Below are 15143 nucleotides of genomic sequence, written 5' to 3' on the forward strand. Positions count from 1 at the left end.
GGGTAGGGCAGCAGGAGCTACTCCTGCCCTCCCCCGCGCAGGATCCGCTCGACCTCCTCCGCCTCCCCCGCGGTCAGCGGCCCGTACTCCAGCGCGCCCACGTTCTCCTCGACCTGCGCCACGGTCCGGAAGCCCGGGACGGGCACGGCCAGCGGGCTACGGGCCCAGAGCCAGGCGAGCGCGCCCTGCGCGAGCGTCCGTCCGCCGCCGGTGAGCACCGACCGCACCGCGTCCACCCGCCCGAGCCACTCGGGATCCGCGCCCCCGCCCGTCCCGAAGCCCGGCAGCCACGAGGGCGGCGCGCTGCGGATGTCCCCGGCCGCCGGCACGCGCCCGCCGCCGAACTTCCCCGTGAGCAGCCCCATCGCCAAGGGACTGCGCAGCACGCTCGCCAGACCGAGCTCCGAGCAGAGCGCCAGCATCTCGGGCGCGTCCTGCAGCACATTGCACCGGTGCTGGATCGCCGTGCAGTGCGCGCCCTCGGCGAACAGCGCCGCCCTGGCGGGGTCGTCCGTACTCCATCCGTAGGCCCGGACGAGCCCTTCGCGCACGAACTCCTCGCACGCGTCGCGCAGCCGTTCGGCGCTCTCGGGATCCGCGTCGCCGATGTGCAGCTGGTAGAGGTCGACGTGATCCGTGCCGAGCCGCTTCAGCGAGGCGGTCAGCGCACGGCGCGCGTACGCGACCGAGTCGTCCGCGCCCCCGACCGCGGTCCGGGTCTCCTCGTCGAAGAGGTTCCCCCACTTCGTGGCGATGACGACGTCGTCCCGGCGTGCGCCCAGAGCACGCCCCAGGACGCGCTCGCTGTGCCCGGTCCCGTAGTTGTCGGCGGTGTCGAAGAAGTTCACGCCGAGATCGACGGCCCGGCGGATCGCCCGCACCGACTCCTCGTCGTCGACGGCACCCCAGCCGTACGGCTCCCCGCCGGGGCCCGACCACTCGCCGCCGATCGCCCAGCAACCGAGGCCGAGCGCACTCACCTCGATGCCGCTGCGCCCCAGTGTCCTGCGTGTCGTCTCCGCTGTCCCACGTGTCGTCTCCATGCCGAAGGACGCTAGGAGTTGAAGCGCACGCGAAGGCAAGGCCTGACGCGAAACACGTCACACCGGGTGCTGTTCCAGGCCTTCAGGTGTTCCGGACCTTCAGGTGTTCCAGACCGTCAGGCCTGACTCAGGCCTGCCCCGTCTCGAACCGGGAGACCTTCCCGCCGTCGACGGTGAACAGCCACTTCGTCCGCATCTCGCCCCACGTGTCGTTGCGGTACGAGACGGTCAGGGCGCGCCCGCCGTCCGACTCGTTCTCCACGTCCATGTGGCCGTGGGAGGAGAAGATCTCGCGGTCCGCCCAGTCGGCCACGTCCCGGTCGGAGCCGTCGTCGGACATGGTCACGTCCGACGTGAGGACGGCCCGGAAGGCGGCCTCGTCGTGGGCGTTCACGGCGCTGACGAAGGCCCGGACCGTCGGGTCGGTGAGCCGGTTCATCTGGATGCTCATGCGCTCACCGTCACATCGCCCGACCCGCCCCGCCACCGGACGGGGTCACCCGTACGGCCGCTTGAGCGGGGTGCGCGGCGACGCTCTGACGGACGGTGGGATAGCGAGCCCCCGGTACTCACCCGGCACTCATCCGGCACCCCGCCCGGCACCCACCCGGCATCCATCCCAGGAGACAGCGCCATGACCCGTTCCTGCTTCGACCGACGTGACCTGGGCCTTCTGCTGCTCCGCGTCGGAACCGGCGGTGTCCTCGCCGCCCACGGCGCCCAGAAGCTCTTCGGCTGGTTCGGCGGCCACGGCATCGAGGGCACCGGCGCCTTCATGGAGTCCATCGGCTTCGCGCCCGGCAAGGCGAACGCCGTCGTCGCCGGGCTCGCCGAGGCGGGCGGCGGCACGCTGCTCGCGCTGGGCCTCGCGACCCCCGCCGCCGGTTCCGCGGCGGCCGGCGCGATGGCCGGGGCGACCGCGGTGCACGCCCCCAACGGCTTCTTCAGCCAGGCCGGCGGCTACGAGTACCCGGCGTTCCTCGGCATGGTCGCCGCCACCCTCGCCGTCACGGGCCCCGGCGCCTACTCACTCGACGACGCGCTCGGCCACTCCTTCAACCGCAACTGGATGGTGCCGGCGGCCCTGGCGGGGACGGCGATCGGCGTGCTCGTCTCGGTGGGCTCGCGGGCCAAGAACGTACGGGAGCAGGAGAGCGCGGCAGCCCCGGACGAGACCTGACGGCGGCCGCACCACGGCTCACGTGACCACACCGGCCCCTGGAGGGCGCGGCGCATCGCGCGAAAGTCAGTGAAAGTCAGTGGTCGGTGGTGGAGTTGACCGGCTAACGTCCGCGATCATGACCGACACCCCCGCCCAGAACCTGCCGCCCCGCCTGACCGGCCTGACTTTCCACGGCCCGCTCTCCGAGGCGCGGGCCGCTCGCCTCGTCGAACGTGTCGCGCCGGGCACCGGCTCCGTCCTCGATCTCGGCTGCGGCTGGGGCGAGTTGCTGCTCCGCGTCCTCGAGGCCGCCCCGGACGCCACCGGCGTGGGCGTCGATCTGTCGGCCGAGGACCTGGCAAGGGGCCGCTCGGCCGCCGAGGAGCGCGGTCTGGCCGGGCGGGTCTCCTTCGTCGAGGAGTCCGCGACGGACACCACCCGCGGCCCCGCCGACCTGGTGCTGTGCCTGGGTTCGAGCCACGCGCTCAGCTCCGCCGAACCGCCCGGCCACACCGAGGCGGCGCTGCGTGCCCTGCGCCGCCTGGTCACTCCCGGCGGCCGCGTCGTGCTCGGCGAGGGCTTCTGGCAGCGCACGCCCACCTCCGACGAACTCGCCGGGATGTGGCCGGGGGCCCACACCGGCGAGCACCTCTTCCTGGGCGACCTCGTGGACGCGGCGATCGCCGCCGGCTTCCGCCCCCTGTGGGTGGAGACGGCGAGCGCGGAGGAGTGGGAGGAGTTCGAGTCCGGCTACCGCACGGACGTGGAGAAATGGCTCGCCGAGAACCCCGGCCATCCGCTGGCCGCCGAGACCCGCGAGAAGGCCGACCGCCAGCGCTCCAGCTGGCTGCGGGGCTACCGCCGGGTGCTCGGCCTCGCGTATCTGACCCTGATGCCGGTGGGCTGAGGGCGGGCCGTCGGGACTCAGCCGCTTCCGCCGTCGAACCACGTCCGGGCCAGCGCGTCGAGCGTCGGCTCCGGCGGGGCGGGCAGCTCCCGCAGGTACCAGGGCAGGCTGCTGTAGACGTGGAGCAGGGTGTGCGCGAGGAGTTCGCGCGGCTCGAAGGTGTGGCCGTAGGCCCGCATGAAGCGGCCGAGGAGACCCGGCTCCGCGCGCGTGACGAAGAGGCCGACACCCACGAAGTCGTACGCCCTGTCCCCGATCATGGCGGGTTCGAAGTCGAAGAGTCCGGTGAGCCCGAGCCGTCCGGCACCGTTCCCCGCCCCGCCGACGGAGCCGACGGAGCCGACCAGCAGATGCTGTCGCATGAACTCGGTGTGCAGGAGTACGCGCGGCGCGTCGGCCCGCAGCGGCACCGCGTCCAGAAAACCGGGGATCTGCTCCAGCCAGCTCTCCGGCAGCCCGCGCTCCCGCTGCCGCGCGACGGCCCCGGCGCGCTGCCGGTCGAGAAAGGCTCCCCAGTCGGCGGGCCCGAGAACGTCCGTGAGCGGCCCGGGGTCCAGGGCGTGCAGCGCGGCGAGCGCCTCACCTGCCTCGGTGACCAGGCGCTCGCGGTCGGCACGCGGGATGCGCGGCCAGGCCTCGGCGAGGTCTTCGCCGGGCAGCCGGGACATCAGGACGTACCGCCAGCCGTTCTCGTACGCCCCCGACGCGTGAACCCGCGGTGTGGGGACGGGCAGCCGGCCGTGCAGATGGCTCAACACCCGCTCCTCCACGAGGCCGTCGTGGGCGACGGCGCCGGGGAAGAGCTTCAGGACGAGGCCGTCCCCGACGGCGTAGACGGGCTGTGTCCCCTCCGTGAACCGGTCGAGGGGCGCTCCGTCGAGACCGAGCCTGCGGCACAGGTCCTCGACTCCGGGCCGCATGACGGCCTCGTCCGGGACAACGACGTCCCATTGCTCGTCGGTGTCCACGGTGGGCAGCATGATCGGCACGGTAGGAGGGGAGTCGGGACGACGGCAACGTGTTTTCGTCGAGGGCACGGCTGCGGGTCGGACTCGGCTGCGGGGCAGGCACGACTACGGACCGGCCCCGGCTCAACTAAGGGGAACGACACAGCAACCGACCCCTCTCAGCTGACCGGACCGCCCCGCACACCACGACACCGACCGAAGTCTGCCGCCCACCTACTTTCGGCCGCTCCCCCGCGGGCACCTGCCCGCCTACCGTCGGGGACATGACCAGCGAAGAGAGCCTCGGCCGCCCCGTCCCGCTCCACAAGGACCGGACGACGGTCCTCGGTTACCCGCGCGGTGACCTGCTGACCATAGTCATCGGCATGCCGGTCCTCGGCCTCCTGCTCGGCATCGCACTGCCGCCGCTTGCTCGTTGGCTGACGGATCTGCCGGTGCTGCCCTGGCGGGACGGCATCACGTTCGTCGGCTCGCTGGACAGGCCGTGGCAGACGGCGATCGTGACGGGCGTCGGCCTGGTCGCCGGCCTCCTCCTCGCCGTCACGGAGCTCGACGAGACCCTGAAGCTGCGCCTGACCGACCAGGAGCTGGTGACGGAGCAGCACGACCGGACGCGGACCGTCGAACGCGCCCGCGTCTCCGCGGTGTTCCTGGACGGCAAGGAACTGGTGGTCCTGGACGAGACGTCACGCGAGCTCACCCGGGGCGTCCACAAGACGCCGGCCGCCGCCCTGGCCGGTGCGTTCCGCTCACACGGCTACCCGTGGCAGGACGCCGACCCGCACGCGGCCCTGTTCCACCGCTGGATCCCCGGCGTCCCCGGTCTGCCCGCCGAGGCGCACGCGGTCCTCGCGGCACGGAAGGCCGCGCTGAAGAACAAGGCCGCGGAGGACGTACGGGACCTCGCGGAGACGATGCAGGGTCTGGGGTACGTCGTACGGGACGAGGGCAAGGACCAGTACTGGCGCCCGCTGGCAGGGGGACCCGGCAAAAGCGGGACGGGCGGTGGCGCGCTGTCCTGAGCGCCGCCGCCCCCCTCCCCGCGACTCACGGCCCCGGCCGCCCGGGGGCAAAATGGCGATCATGACCTCGCCCCGGACGCCCCATACCTATCAGCCGGTCCTCGACCGCATCGCGGCCGAGATCGAGAAGACGCCGGGGCGCGGCAGGCCCGCCGACTACATCCCGGCGCTCGCCGTCTGCGACCCGCGCCGGTTCGGCATGGCCGTCGCCGAGCCCGACGGCACGGTGTACGGGGTGGGCGACTGGCAGCAGCCGTTCTCCGCGCAGTCCATCACCAAGGTGTTCACCCTCGCGCTCGACCTGGCCCGCGAGGGCGACGCCCTGTGGGACCACGTGGGCCGCGAGCCCTCCGGCAACCCCTTCAACTCGCTCGTGCAGCTGGAGTACGAGAACGGCATCCCGCGCAATCCCTTCATCAACGCGGGCGCGCTCGTCGTCACCGACCGCCTCCAGACCCAGACGGGCGACGCGGCGGGCACTCTCCTCGATTTCCTGCGGGCGGAGAGCGGCAACGCCGGGCTCGCCATCAACGAGAGCGTCGCCGCCTCCGAGTCGGCGCACGGGGACCGCAACGCCGCGCTCGGCCATTTCATGGCGTCGTACGGAAACATCGCCAGTCCGGTCCCTGTCCTGCTCAACCAATACTTCCGCCAGTGTTCCGTCGAGGCGTCCTGCGCCGACCTCGCCCTCGCCACCGGCTTCCTCGCCCGCCACGGCATCCGCGCCGACGGCACCCGCCTGCTCAGCCGCAGCCAGGCCAAGCAGGTCAACGCGATCATGCTCACCTGCGGGACGTACGACGCCGCGGGCGACTTCGCCTACCGCGTGGGGCTGCCCGGCAAGAGCGGCGTGGGCGGCGGCATCATCGCCGTCGTCCCCGGCCACTGCACGCTCTGCGTCTGGAGCCCGGGGTTGGACGAGCGGGGCAACTCGGTGTCGGGAGTGGCGGCACTGGACCGCTTCACGACACTGACGGGCCTCTCGGTGTTCTGAGACCCGGGGCGAACGCGGGCGGGCGGGATCCACCCTCGGAGTCGCCGCCCGCCCGCCCTGGGTCAGGCCGCGGGGAGGGCGGCGGGCCCTGTGTCGCTGTCGGGCTTGGGCTTCTGCTCGTCCGGCTTCACCGTGTCCGTGCCGGTGTGGTCGTCGGGCTGGGGCTGCGGGTCCGGCTTCACGTCGTCGGTGTCCGGGGTGGGCTCGGGGTCGGGCCGCACGTCGTCGTCCGGCTGGGGCTGCGGGTCGGGCGCGACCTGTCCGGCGTCGTCGAGCCACGACTTGAGCCGGCCGTCGGGCTGGAGCGCGACATGCAGGCCGTTGTTCTCGCCGTAGGCGGCGCGTCCGTTCGCGTCGAGGGAGCCGAGCCTGGCGCCGGCGCCGAAGAAGTCGGCCTGGAAGTGGTGGGTGGACAGCTTGTAGACCTTCGCGGTGGAGCCGTCGGCGAGGGTCGGCGAGGCGACGAGGACCCGCTTGTTCGGGGTCGGCTTCGGCTTGGGCTTCGGCTTGGCCTTGTCCATCCAGGAGGTGAGCGAGCCGCTCGGGGTGAGCTTGATGTGCAGGCCGTTGTGGTTGGCGTAGGCGTTCTTGCCGTTGGCGACGAGAGTGCCGCCCTTGGGGCCGGAGATGACGGCCTTGGCCTTCTTCTTGCCGAGCTTGTAGACCTTGGCGATGGAGCCGTCGCGCAGCTTGACCGTCTTGGCCTTGCTGCCCTTGGCGGTCGCCGCGGCCTCGACACTCACGGTCGAGGCCGGCGCCTGGGGCCCGGTGGCGGCGATGGCCCCGGAGGCGGCACCGAGACTGATGCCTGCGGTGGCGACGACGGCGATGGCGGTGGTGCGCAGAGTGCGGGCAGTTCGCATGATGAAGAGGCCCTCTCGGGTCGGTTCCAGGATGTGTTTCCAGATGTGTGTCGTCCGCTCGGTCGCGGTGACATCTACGAAGTTACGGATCTCACATCAAAGAACCCCATAGGGAATGTAACGGCCATCACGCGCATAAGCCGCAAAATACGCACCAAAGGTGACGTTTAACCGCAAAAATTGCGGCCAGGGAGAGGGGGGTCGCGGAGAGCGGGGGCCCGGAGGGGGGAAGCGGCAGACGAGTCGGGCTGTACGCCGGGTTCTGTCGCCCGGTCGCCTCGCGGCGGCCGGGGAGACGGCCATCCATCTAGGGTCCGCATTGCTGCGGACCTCGTGCGGTCTACCCGCGGACTCGGGCGGGCAGCCCTCGATCGTCCGCGCAGGGTCCTGTCTCCAGGACCCCTTTTGACCTTGCTCCAGGTGGGGTTTACCTAGCCGCCTGAGTCACCTCAGGCGCTGGTGGTCTCTTACACCACCGTTTCACCCTTACCGGAGACCGAAGCCTCCGGCGGTCTGTTTTCTGTGGCACTGTCCCGCGGGTCACCCCGGGTGGCCGTTAGCCACCACCTTGCCCTGTGGAGCCCGGACGTTCCTCGGGAAGACCCCCTGGTGAGGGGAGCTTCACGCGGCCGTCCGCCCGGCTCGTCTGCCGTGTCGACCATGCTACCCGGCGTGTGCCCGAGCTCCGGCCCGGAGAAGAGGACGACGTCGCGAGGAACGAGCCCGCCAGGATGAGCGTGAAGGCCGCCGCGATGCCCGCCGTCAGGGGTTCGGAGAGGAACGCGACGCCCGCCGCCACCGCCACCGCCGGGTTCACGTACGTGAAGACCACCGCTCGCGTGGGGCCCGCCTCGCGGATGAGTTCCAGGAAGACCACGAAGGCCAGGGCCGTGCAGATGACGCCGAGGCCCGCGAGGGAGGCCAGCGTCGGGGCGTCCGGTACGGCGGACGGCCAGGTCAGCGCGGCCGGTACGGCGTACACCACGGCCGCCAGGGTCAGGCAGGGGGCGATCAGTTGGAGCGTGGGGACCGCCTTGAGGTGACGGGCCACGATCAGGGGCGCGATCGCGTAGCCGAGCGCCGTGAGCAGGACCTCCGTGAGGGACCAGGCGTCGCCGCCGGTGAGGTGCGGGATGGTCAGGACCGCGACTCCGCCGAGACCGAGGCCGAGACCCGCCAGGCGGCGCCCGCCGAGCTGCTCCGTGTCACCGAAGAAGCGGGCCAGGACGGCGCCGATGATCGGTACGGCCGCGATCAGCAGGCCCGCCGTGGAGCTGGAGAGGCGGCGCTCCGCGTCCGTCAGGGTCCACCAGGGGCCCAGGATCTCGATGCAGGCGAAGGCCAGCATCGGCTTCCAGTGGGTGCGCAGGACACGGGCGAGGCCCCCTTGCCGCAGGGCGAACGGCAGCAGCAGCGCGGCGCCGAGCGCGCAGCGGGTGAAGACCACCATCGAGGGGGAGAGGTCTTCGACCGCCACTTTGATCATCAGGTACGGGATGCCCCAGAGGACGCCCATCAGGGAGAAGAGGAACCAGCCGCGTGCAGTCATGCGGGCAGTTTCCGGCCGTTCAGCGCCCGCCGTCTTGAACGCTGTTGCGGTACGCGGCCGGGGTCACCCCGAGGACGCGGCGGAACCACCGGGTCAGGTGCGCCTGGTCGGCGAAGCCCACCAGGGACGCCGCCTCCGCGGGCCGCAGCCCCGCGTCGAGGAGTCCGCGGGCCCGGGTCACGCGGTGCTGGGCGAGCCAGGCGTACGGCGGCATCCCCGTCGACGTACGGAAGGCGCGCAGGAGTTGGTAGCGGGAGAGGCCGAGGGGCGCCGCCAGTTCGGCGAGGGACGGTGGGGCGAGGAGCTCGTCGGCCAGCCGGTCGCGTACGGCGCGGGCGATGCGGTCGGCGCCCGGCACCGTGTCGCACAGGAGCCGGGCGCTGCCGTGTCTGCGGGCGAGGGCGGTGAGCAGCCAGGGCAGCCGCGACTCGGCCTCCAGCGGGTCCAACGGGTCCGACATGCCCAACGGGCCGGGGCCGCCGCTGAGTTCGGTGTGCGCCCTGCGCAGGGCCGCGGCCAGCTCGGGGTCGTTCAGGACCGGGTCGCGGAAGTTCGGTGCGGTCAGGGTGCCCTCGGCGAGGAGGTGCGGCGCCGGGTACATCGCCCGGTACGCGTATCCGCCCTGGCGTCCCGGGCCGCCGGTGTGCACCTCGCCCGGGGCGAGCACGACGATGCTCCCCGGTCCCACGTCGAGCCGCCCGCCCCGGTAGTCGATGACCTCGGAGCCGCCGACGCAGACGCCGACGGTGAACTCCTCGTGGTAGTGGGGGGCGTAGCGATGCCGGTCGAAGCGGGCGGTGAGGAGGTCGAGGGGCGGCGCGCACGGTTCGAGACGGGCGCGGGTCCACACCGCGTGCTCCCCGCCACCGCTGCCGCCGCCGTGCACCGTTCCCGCGCTCATGCCGCTCCCCCGTCGTCGCCTCTCAGGAGTGCAACGCCGGGGACGCCCGGGAACCTTCCGCGGTCAGTCGAACTCCGCGGTCTCCAGCTCGAAGCCGAACGGTTCGGGGAGGGCCACCGCCTTGCCGAAGGGGAGCGTGCAGTGCTCGCGGTAGTCGTCGCCTTCCGGGTCGCGGAACAGCGTCACCGATGAGCCCTCGCGGTCGATGAGCAGGTAGAGCGGGATGCCGCCATGGGCGTAGCAGCGCCGTTTGGCCTCGCGGTCCGCCTGCGGGCTTGGTGGAGGTGACCTCGACGACCAGGGCGACGCCCTCACAGGGCATCCAGGGGTCGGCGCCGCGGAAGAGCCGCAGCTCCGTTGGCGCGAACGTGCCATCCGCGATGGCGTGGTTCTTCGGGCAGGCGCCCACGCTCTTGAGCTTCAAGCCCTTGTTCCCGGAGAAGTCCATGTCGGTCTCGGAACGCCTGATCACCTGCTTCATGACCAGGTTGACGCAGTCCTCGTGGTCCCCGTCCGGCGGCGGCGTCACGACGATCTCCCCCTCGATCAGCTCCGCCCGGAAACCCTCCGGGGTGTCCAGCGCGAGGAAGCCCTCCAGGAGGACCTCTGCCTGCGTGAGCGGCTGGTGTGCCATGGCAGTCATGTCACGCCCCTTCCTCGGTCGCTCGCCAGACTGGGACATCGCTTGATCCGCCGTCCAAGAGATCGGGAATTGTTCCCTCGATCGTGGCACAGGACCACGGGTGGACGTCAGGGTTCGCCCGCCCGGCGGGTCCCGGCCCGTCGTTGCTTGACCTTGCCGCAGCGTCAACGTTTCTACTGGCCCCATGAACGGGATGCGAACGGCCTCATGAACGGGATGCGGATCGGCGAGCTCGCCGGGATCGTCGGCGTGACCACGCGGGCCATCAGGCACTATCACCACCTCGGACTGCTGCCCGAGCCCGAGCGGCGGGCCAACGGCTATCGGGAGTACGGGCTGCGGCACGCCGTCGCTCTCGCGCGGATCCGGCGGCTGACCGAGCTGGGGCTCGGGCTCGCCGAGGTGCGGGACGTGCTCGCGGACGACGCGGGGCGCGAGCTGGCCGAGGTGCTCGCCGAGCTGGACGCGGACCTCGCCCGGCAGGAAACCGCGATCCGGGAGCGGCGGGAGCGGCTGCGGGTGCTGTTGGACGACGCGGAGCACGGGCGGTTGACCGTCGAGGGGCCCGTGTCGCCGCAACTGGGCGACTTCTTCGCCGAGATGGCCCGTTCCGGCGCCGCCCGCGAAGGTCCCGGGTCCGCGATGGCCGCGAAGGACCGGGAGTTGCTCGCCCTGATCGACACGACGGCGCCCCCGGAGGACCGCGACAGGCTCATGGCCGCGCTGCGCCCCGCGCTGTCCACCCCGGACGCCGTGGAGCGCGCGCACGAGGTGTACGCGCTGCTCGACGCGCTCGCGGACACCGATCTCGCCGATCCGCGTTCGGAAGCGGCCGTGGACGAGGCCGCCCGGGCGCTCGCGGGAGCGCTGCCCGACTCCCTCCTGAAGGAGCTGGGCACGGAGGGCGTACAGGCGGTGGCCGACGGGCGGGGCCGCGGCGACGACCGGTTCCTCGAAGCGCTCTTCTCCGACTTCGCCCCCGCCCAGGCGGAGGCCGTGCGCCGGGGGATGCGGCTGCTCATGGAAAGGGGTGCGCGATGACGCGGCTCGTGCGGGGCCTCGCCTGGGTGGTCGTACCTCTCGAACTCGCCCTTGTCGTATGCCTGTTGGCGGGGGCATCGCTTCCCACTCCCGTACTGGTCGGCATGGAGGCCGTGGCCCTGTCGCTGCTCCTCGTCGAGTGCGCGGGTCTCCTGATGGTGTACCGGCGTGGCGGGCGCGCGGCGGTCAGGGAGGTCGTGCCGGAGCCGGTGCGGCGGATCGTCGGGCATGAGGTGCGGGCGTTGTCGAGCCTGGTGCTGTGGGTGGCGCGGCGGCGGCACGGGGTGCGGGAGGGGGATCTTGCCTTCGGGCACGCCCGGGATCAGGCGGCGATGCTCTACGGCTTCGTGTTCGTCTGCGTCGTGGAGACCATCGGGCTCGCCGTGCTGCTGCGGGACTGGCCCACCCTCCACGCGATCACCCTCGTCATCGACGTCTACGGCGTCATCCTGATGCTCGGCGTGCACGCCGCTTCCGTGACCCGGCCGCACGTGCTGTCCGGAGACGCGCTGCGCGTACGCCACGGCGCCCACCGTGACCTGCTGATACCGCTGGATCTGATCGTTTCCGCGAGTGGTGAGCGGCGCTTCACGCACGAGGCCGCCGACGGGGTGCTCAACATTCCGGTCGCCGCGCAGACATCCCTCACGCTGGAGCTGGCGGAGCCCGTCATGGTGGCCGGTTTCCTCGGCGGGCGCCGGCCCGTGACGACCGTACGGCTGCACTCCGACGAGCCGGCGAAGCTGCGCGCGGCACTGGGGCGGGCCCTGGCACTCACGCGGGCGTGAACTGCACCTTCGCCGCGCCGGGGTCGGCCTGCGTGAGCCGCACCCGCAGCCGTTCCCCCAGCGGCAGGCCGCCGGTGCCGCCCTCGACGCGGGCGACGATCGCGGGGTCGGTCAACTGGACCGTCCCGACGGTGGGTGCACGCTCCTGGACGTCGACCACCACCCCGTCGAAGAGCTCGCCCACCCGGTCCTTGAGCAGCGCGGCCTCGACGAGGTCCACGCACTCGCGCTCCACGGTGTTGGCGCGCCGCGTACCGTCCGCCATCTCCTTGGGCAGCTCGGGCAGCGCGGCGAGCACCCACTGCGGCGGCTCGTCCCCGGCTACCGCCGCCAGGCACAGCTCGGAGGCGTAGCGGTCGACGAGGCGGCGCAGCGGGGCGGTGCAGTGGGCGTAGGGGGCGGCGACGGCGGCGTGGGTGATCAGCTCCGGGACGTCGCCGCCGCTGAACGCGGTGTATCCGGCGCCGCGCAGCAGCGTGGTGCACTCCTGGAGGAACGCGGCGTGGTGGGGCAGGCGCGGGTCCAGGGAGCGGACGAGCTCGGCGTACGGGACGTGGTGCGGCCAGTCGACTCGCAGGGCCTTCGCGGTGCGGCGCAGGCGGCCGACGGCGCCGTCCGGAGCGGTGGGCAGGGTGCGCAGGATGCCCGCCCCGGACCGGATCATCAGCTCGGCGGCTGCCATGCCGGTGAGCAGGGAGATCTGGGCGTTCCAGCCGTCGGCGGGGAGCGGGGCGCGGAAGTCGAGCGCGTACGCCCCGTCCGCCTCGACGATCTCCTGCTCGGGCACGTTGAGGGAGATGCCGCCCCGCTCGATCTCAAGGCGTTCGCGCAGCCGCCCGATGTCGGCGAGCAGCGCGAGTGGCTCCTCGGCGGTGCCGCCGTCGATGGCCTGCTGCACGCCGTCGTAGTCGAGCTTGGCGCGGCTGCGTACGAGGGCGCGGCGCACGTCGGTCGAGACGGCTCGGCCCTCTCCGTCGAGGTCGATCGTCCAGAGGACGGCCGGGCAGTCCTGCCCCGGGAGCAGACTGGCCGCGCCCTCGCTCAGCGCGGTGGGGTGCAGCGGCACCTTCTCGTCGGGGAAGTAGAGGGTGGTGACGCGCCGGTGGGCCTCGGCGTCGAGTGCTCCGCCGGGCGTGACGTACGCGGCGACGTCCGCGATGGCGTACCGCACCCGGAATCCGCCGCCGTTGCGCCGGGAGAGGTGCATCGCCTGGTCGAGGTCGACGGAGGTGGGCGGGTCGATGGTGAAGAGGGGGATGTCGGTCGCGTCGTGCGCGGGGAGCCGTGGAGCGGCGAGGGCCTGCTCGGCATCGGCAAGGACGTCAGCGGGAAAGTCCGCGGGCACGTCCAACTTCGTACGCAGCTCACGCAGCACGCCCCGCAAGGGAGCTTCGGCTGCGCCGGTCACGCGGAGATGACGACGGGGCATGGGTCGAGCGTAGGCGGGGAGGGGCGGGGCGGCACGGTGGAGGGGCGGGGACACCGCTGCCGGGTGCGGAACGGCGGAGGCCGGCGCCAGCGCCGGGCGCAGCTACGACGCCCTGCCCGCCGCAGGCGCAGGCGCAGGCGCAGGCGCAGGCCGTTCCCGGTGACGATTACCCTGGCGCAGGGCCCGCACCCCCACCCGTTGCCCTCCGAAGGAGAACCATGCTCGTCCTGCTGCCGCCCTCCGAAGGCAAGGCGCCCTCCGGCCGTGGCGCCCCCCTGAAGCCGGAGTCGCTCTCCCTGCCGGCGCTCGCGGACGCGCGGCAGGCAGTGCTCGACGAGCTGGTCGACCTCTGCGTGGCGGACGAGGAGAAGGCCCGTGACGTACTCGGTCTGAGCGAGGGCCTGCGCGGCGAGATCGCGAAGAACGCCGAGCTGCGCACGGCGGGCGCGCGTCCCGCGGGCGAGATCTACACGGGCGTTCTGTACGACGCGCTCGGCCTGGCGACGCTGGACGCCGCCGCCAAGCGCCGTGCGGCGCGGTCGCTGCTTGTCTTCTCCGGGCTGTGGGGTGCCGTCGGCGTCACCGACCGCATCCCCTCCTACCGCTGCTCGATGGGCGTGAAGCTGCCCGGCCTCGGCGCGCTGGGTGCCTACTGGCGTACGCCGATGGCCTCGGCGATGCCCGAGGCGGCGGGCGACGGGCTCGTACTTGACCTGCGCTCATCGGCGTACGCGGCGGCGTGGAAGCCGAAGGGCGAGGTCGCGGACCGGACGGCGACCGTGCGGGTGCTGCACGCGCAGATGGTCGACGGCGTCGAGAAGCGGTCCGTCGTCTCGCACTTCAACAAGGCGACGAAGGGCCGGATCGTCCGCTCCCTCCTGGAGACCGGCGCGCAGCCGAAGAACCCGGCCGAGTTGGTCGAGGTGTTGCGGGACCTCGGTCACGTGGTGGAGGCGGAGGCGCCGGCGAAGGCGGGCAAGGCGTGGGCGCTGGATGTGGTGGTGCGGGAGATTCACTGAGCGCCCACTCTCCTGGTTGCAGCATGCGCAACGCCCTTTGCGCATGCTGCGCATGCCGGGGCAGGATGCTCCCATGACTTCCGCCTCCGTGCTCGATCTCGCCCCCGTCGTCCCCGTAGTCGTCGTGGAGGACGTCGCCGACGCCGTGCCGCTGGCGCGTGCGCTGGTGGCGGGCGGCCTGCCCGCGATCGAGGTGACGCTGCGGACGCCTGCCGCGCTCGACGCGATCAGGGCCATCGCGGCGGAGGTGCCGGACGCGGTGGTCGGTGCGGGCACCGTCACATCGCCCCAGGGCGTCGCGGAGTCCGTCGACGCCGGGGCCCGCTTCCTGGTGAGCCCGGGGTGGACCGACACGCTGCTCGCCGCGATGAAGGCGTCCGGGGTGCCGTTCCTGCCGGGGGTCTCGACGACGTCCGAGGTGGTGGCTCTCCTGGAGCGCGGGGTGCACGAGATGAAGTTCTTCCCGGCGGAGGCCGCCGGCGGTACGGCCTACCTCAAGTCGCTCGGTGGCCCGCTGCCGCAGGCCCGCTTCTGCCCGACGGGCGGCATCGGCCTCGCCTCCGCGCCGTCGTACCTCGCTCTGCCGAACGTCGGCTGCGTGGGCGGCAGTTGGATGCTTCCCGCTGACGCGGTCTCGGCGAAGGACTGGCCCCGCATCGAGACCCTGGCCCGCGAAGCGGCTTCGCTGCGCTGACTCTGGCCCCTGGGCCTGACGCGAGTACGCCTCTGCGGGTGCGGTGTGGTTGCTCGCGCCGTTCCCCGCGCCCCTTACGGGGCGCCCCCTCCGCTCCTGCCTGCGGGTGCGTCGTGGCTG

At 72.6% G+C, this 15143-nt stretch carries 14 protein-coding genes, 1 other RNA gene and 2 pseudogenes; 8 read left to right on the forward strand and 9 right to left on the reverse strand.

Going from position 1 to position 15143, the window contains the following annotated elements; all coding sequences use genetic code 11:
• Nucleotides 1-17: 17 nt before the first annotated feature.
• Nucleotides 18-1043: an aldo/keto reductase gene (locus tag ACWGIH_RS25115; RefSeq protein ID WP_453449425.1), complete on the reverse strand. Its 1026-nt coding sequence runs from the start codon at nucleotides 1041-1043 to the stop codon at nucleotides 18-20.
• Between the two features lie 127 nt (nucleotides 1044-1170).
• Nucleotides 1171-1494 carry a nuclear transport factor 2 family protein gene (locus ACWGIH_RS25120; protein WP_453449426.1) on the reverse strand — a complete coding sequence of 108 codons (324 nt, stop codon included), beginning with the start codon at nucleotides 1492-1494 and terminating at the stop codon, nucleotides 1171-1173.
• A gap of 183 nt (nucleotides 1495-1677) precedes the next feature.
• Here ACWGIH_RS25120 and ACWGIH_RS25125 point away from each other — a divergent pair, with 183 nt between their 5' ends.
• Together ACWGIH_RS25125 and ACWGIH_RS25130 are read left to right on the forward strand one after the other, a co-directional pair.
• Complete coding sequence (locus ACWGIH_RS25125; protein WP_453449427.1) at nucleotides 1678-2223, forward strand: DoxX family protein; 546 nt, start codon at nucleotides 1678-1680, stop codon at nucleotides 2221-2223.
• A gap of 118 nt (nucleotides 2224-2341) precedes the next feature.
• Nucleotides 2342-3112: an SAM-dependent methyltransferase gene (locus tag ACWGIH_RS25130; protein ID WP_453449428.1), complete on the forward strand. Its 771-nt coding sequence runs from the start codon at nucleotides 2342-2344 to the stop codon at nucleotides 3110-3112.
• A 17-nt stretch (nucleotides 3113-3129) separates the two neighbouring features.
• On the opposite strand, the gene ACWGIH_RS25135 is transcribed toward ACWGIH_RS25130, so the two are convergent.
• On the reverse strand, nucleotides 3130-4092 hold the full coding sequence (locus ACWGIH_RS25135) for an aminoglycoside phosphotransferase family protein (protein ID WP_453449429.1): 963 nt from the start codon (nucleotides 4090-4092) through the stop codon (nucleotides 3130-3132).
• A 251-nt stretch (nucleotides 4093-4343) separates the two neighbouring features.
• On the opposite strand from ACWGIH_RS25135, the gene ACWGIH_RS25140 reads away from it, so the two are divergent.
• Together ACWGIH_RS25140 and ACWGIH_RS25145 are read left to right on the forward strand one after the other, a co-directional pair.
• Entirely contained in the window at nucleotides 4344-5102 is a 759-nt protein-coding gene (locus ACWGIH_RS25140) for a YqeB family protein (RefSeq protein WP_453449430.1), read from the forward strand.
• Nucleotides 5103-5154: 52 nt separating this feature from the next.
• On the forward strand, nucleotides 5155-6096 hold the full coding sequence (locus tag ACWGIH_RS25145) for a glutaminase (RefSeq protein ID WP_453449431.1): 942 nt from the start codon (nucleotides 5155-5157) through the stop codon (nucleotides 6094-6096).
• A gap of 62 nt (nucleotides 6097-6158) precedes the next feature.
• Here the strand turns inward: ACWGIH_RS25145 and ACWGIH_RS25150 are convergent, their stop codons facing one another.
• The 5 genes and pseudogenes from ACWGIH_RS25150 to ACWGIH_RS25170 form a co-directional block, all read right to left on the reverse strand.
• Nucleotides 6159-6959 (reverse strand): hypothetical protein, encoded by an 801-nt coding sequence (locus tag ACWGIH_RS25150; protein WP_453449432.1) that lies wholly within the window; start codon nucleotides 6957-6959, stop codon nucleotides 6159-6161.
• 235 nt (nucleotides 6960-7194) lie between these two features.
• Nucleotides 7195-7604, reverse strand: an RNA gene (gene rnpB / locus ACWGIH_RS25155) — RNase P RNA component class A.
• Between the two features lie 124 nt (nucleotides 7605-7728).
• A pseudogene (locus ACWGIH_RS25160) lies at nucleotides 7729-8508 on the reverse strand (DMT family transporter); the annotation flags it as partial.
• A gap of 19 nt (nucleotides 8509-8527) precedes the next feature.
• Entirely contained in the window at nucleotides 8528-9409 is an 882-nt protein-coding gene (locus tag ACWGIH_RS25165; protein WP_453449433.1) for a helix-turn-helix domain-containing protein, read from the reverse strand.
• Nucleotides 9410-9472: 63 nt separating this feature from the next.
• Nucleotides 9473-10043, reverse strand: a pseudogene (locus tag ACWGIH_RS25170) (Uma2 family endonuclease).
• A gap of 225 nt (nucleotides 10044-10268) precedes the next feature.
• Here ACWGIH_RS25170 and ACWGIH_RS25175 point away from each other — a divergent pair.
• The gene (locus ACWGIH_RS25175; protein WP_453449461.1) at nucleotides 10269-11093 is read left to right on the forward strand and encodes a MerR family transcriptional regulator; all 825 of its coding nucleotides are present in this window, start codon (nucleotides 10269-10271) and stop codon (nucleotides 11091-11093) included.
• Nucleotides 11090-11881 carry a hypothetical protein gene (locus ACWGIH_RS25180; RefSeq protein ID WP_453449434.1) on the forward strand — a complete coding sequence of 264 codons (792 nt, stop codon included), beginning with the start codon at nucleotides 11090-11092 and terminating at the stop codon, nucleotides 11879-11881. The genes ACWGIH_RS25175 and ACWGIH_RS25180 overlap by 4 nt, the downstream gene beginning before the upstream one ends.
• Here ACWGIH_RS25180 and ACWGIH_RS25185 read toward each other — a convergent pair.
• A complete protein-coding gene (locus ACWGIH_RS25185; protein WP_453449435.1) occupies nucleotides 11868-13310 on the reverse strand; it encodes an RNB domain-containing ribonuclease in 1443 nt (480 codons plus the stop codon). The genes ACWGIH_RS25180 and ACWGIH_RS25185 overlap by 14 nt on opposite strands.
• A 218-nt stretch (nucleotides 13311-13528) precedes the next feature.
• Between ACWGIH_RS25185 and yaaA the strand changes: the two genes are divergently transcribed.
• Nucleotides 13529-14329, forward strand: a complete 801-nt coding sequence (yaaA, locus tag ACWGIH_RS25190) for a peroxide stress protein YaaA (RefSeq protein ID WP_453449436.1) — start codon at nucleotides 13529-13531, stop codon at nucleotides 14327-14329.
• A gap of 73 nt (nucleotides 14330-14402) precedes the next feature.
• Nucleotides 14403-15023, forward strand: coding sequence for a bifunctional 4-hydroxy-2-oxoglutarate aldolase/2-dehydro-3-deoxy-phosphogluconate aldolase (gene eda / locus ACWGIH_RS25195; RefSeq protein ID WP_453449437.1), 621 nt, complete (start codon nucleotides 14403-14405; stop codon nucleotides 15021-15023).
• The last annotated feature ends 120 nt before the right edge of the window (nucleotides 15024-15143 follow it).

This window comes from Streptomyces sp. NPDC054872, from assembly GCF_053610705.1.

Excerpts from the sequence above, each read along its gene's own strand:
- ACWGIH_RS25115 (WP_453449425.1), bottom strand. The coding sequence starts at position 1,043 with ATGGAGACGACACGTGGGACAGCGGAGACGACACGCAGGACACTGGGG.
- ACWGIH_RS25120 (WP_453449426.1), bottom strand. The coding sequence starts at position 1,494 with ATGAGCATCCAGATGAACCGGCTCACCGACCCGACGGTCCGGGCCTTC.
- ACWGIH_RS25125 (WP_453449427.1), top strand. The coding sequence starts at position 1,678 with ATGACCCGTTCCTGCTTCGACCGACGTGACCTGGGCCTTCTGCTGCTC.
- ACWGIH_RS25130 (WP_453449428.1), top strand. The coding sequence starts at position 2,342 with ATGACCGACACCCCCGCCCAGAACCTGCCGCCCCGCCTGACCGGCCTG.
- ACWGIH_RS25135 (WP_453449429.1), bottom strand. The coding sequence starts at position 4,092 with ATGCTGCCCACCGTGGACACCGACGAGCAATGGGACGTCGTTGTCCCG.
- ACWGIH_RS25140 (WP_453449430.1), top strand. The coding sequence starts at position 4,344 with ATGACCAGCGAAGAGAGCCTCGGCCGCCCCGTCCCGCTCCACAAGGAC.
- ACWGIH_RS25145 (WP_453449431.1), top strand. The coding sequence starts at position 5,155 with ATGGCGATCATGACCTCGCCCCGGACGCCCCATACCTATCAGCCGGTC.
- ACWGIH_RS25150 (WP_453449432.1), bottom strand. The coding sequence starts at position 6,959 with ATGCGAACTGCCCGCACTCTGCGCACCACCGCCATCGCCGTCGTCGCC.
- ACWGIH_RS25165 (WP_453449433.1), bottom strand. The coding sequence starts at position 9,409 with ATGAGCGCGGGAACGGTGCACGGCGGCGGCAGCGGTGGCGGGGAGCAC.
- ACWGIH_RS25175 (WP_453449461.1), top strand. The coding sequence starts at position 10,269 with ATGCGGATCGGCGAGCTCGCCGGGATCGTCGGCGTGACCACGCGGGCC.
- ACWGIH_RS25180 (WP_453449434.1), top strand. The coding sequence starts at position 11,090 with ATGACGCGGCTCGTGCGGGGCCTCGCCTGGGTGGTCGTACCTCTCGAA.
- ACWGIH_RS25185 (WP_453449435.1), bottom strand. The coding sequence starts at position 13,310 with ATGCCCCGTCGTCATCTCCGCGTGACCGGCGCAGCCGAAGCTCCCTTG.
- yaaA (WP_453449436.1), top strand. The coding sequence starts at position 13,529 with ATGCTCGTCCTGCTGCCGCCCTCCGAAGGCAAGGCGCCCTCCGGCCGT.
- eda (WP_453449437.1), top strand. The coding sequence starts at position 14,403 with ATGACTTCCGCCTCCGTGCTCGATCTCGCCCCCGTCGTCCCCGTAGTC.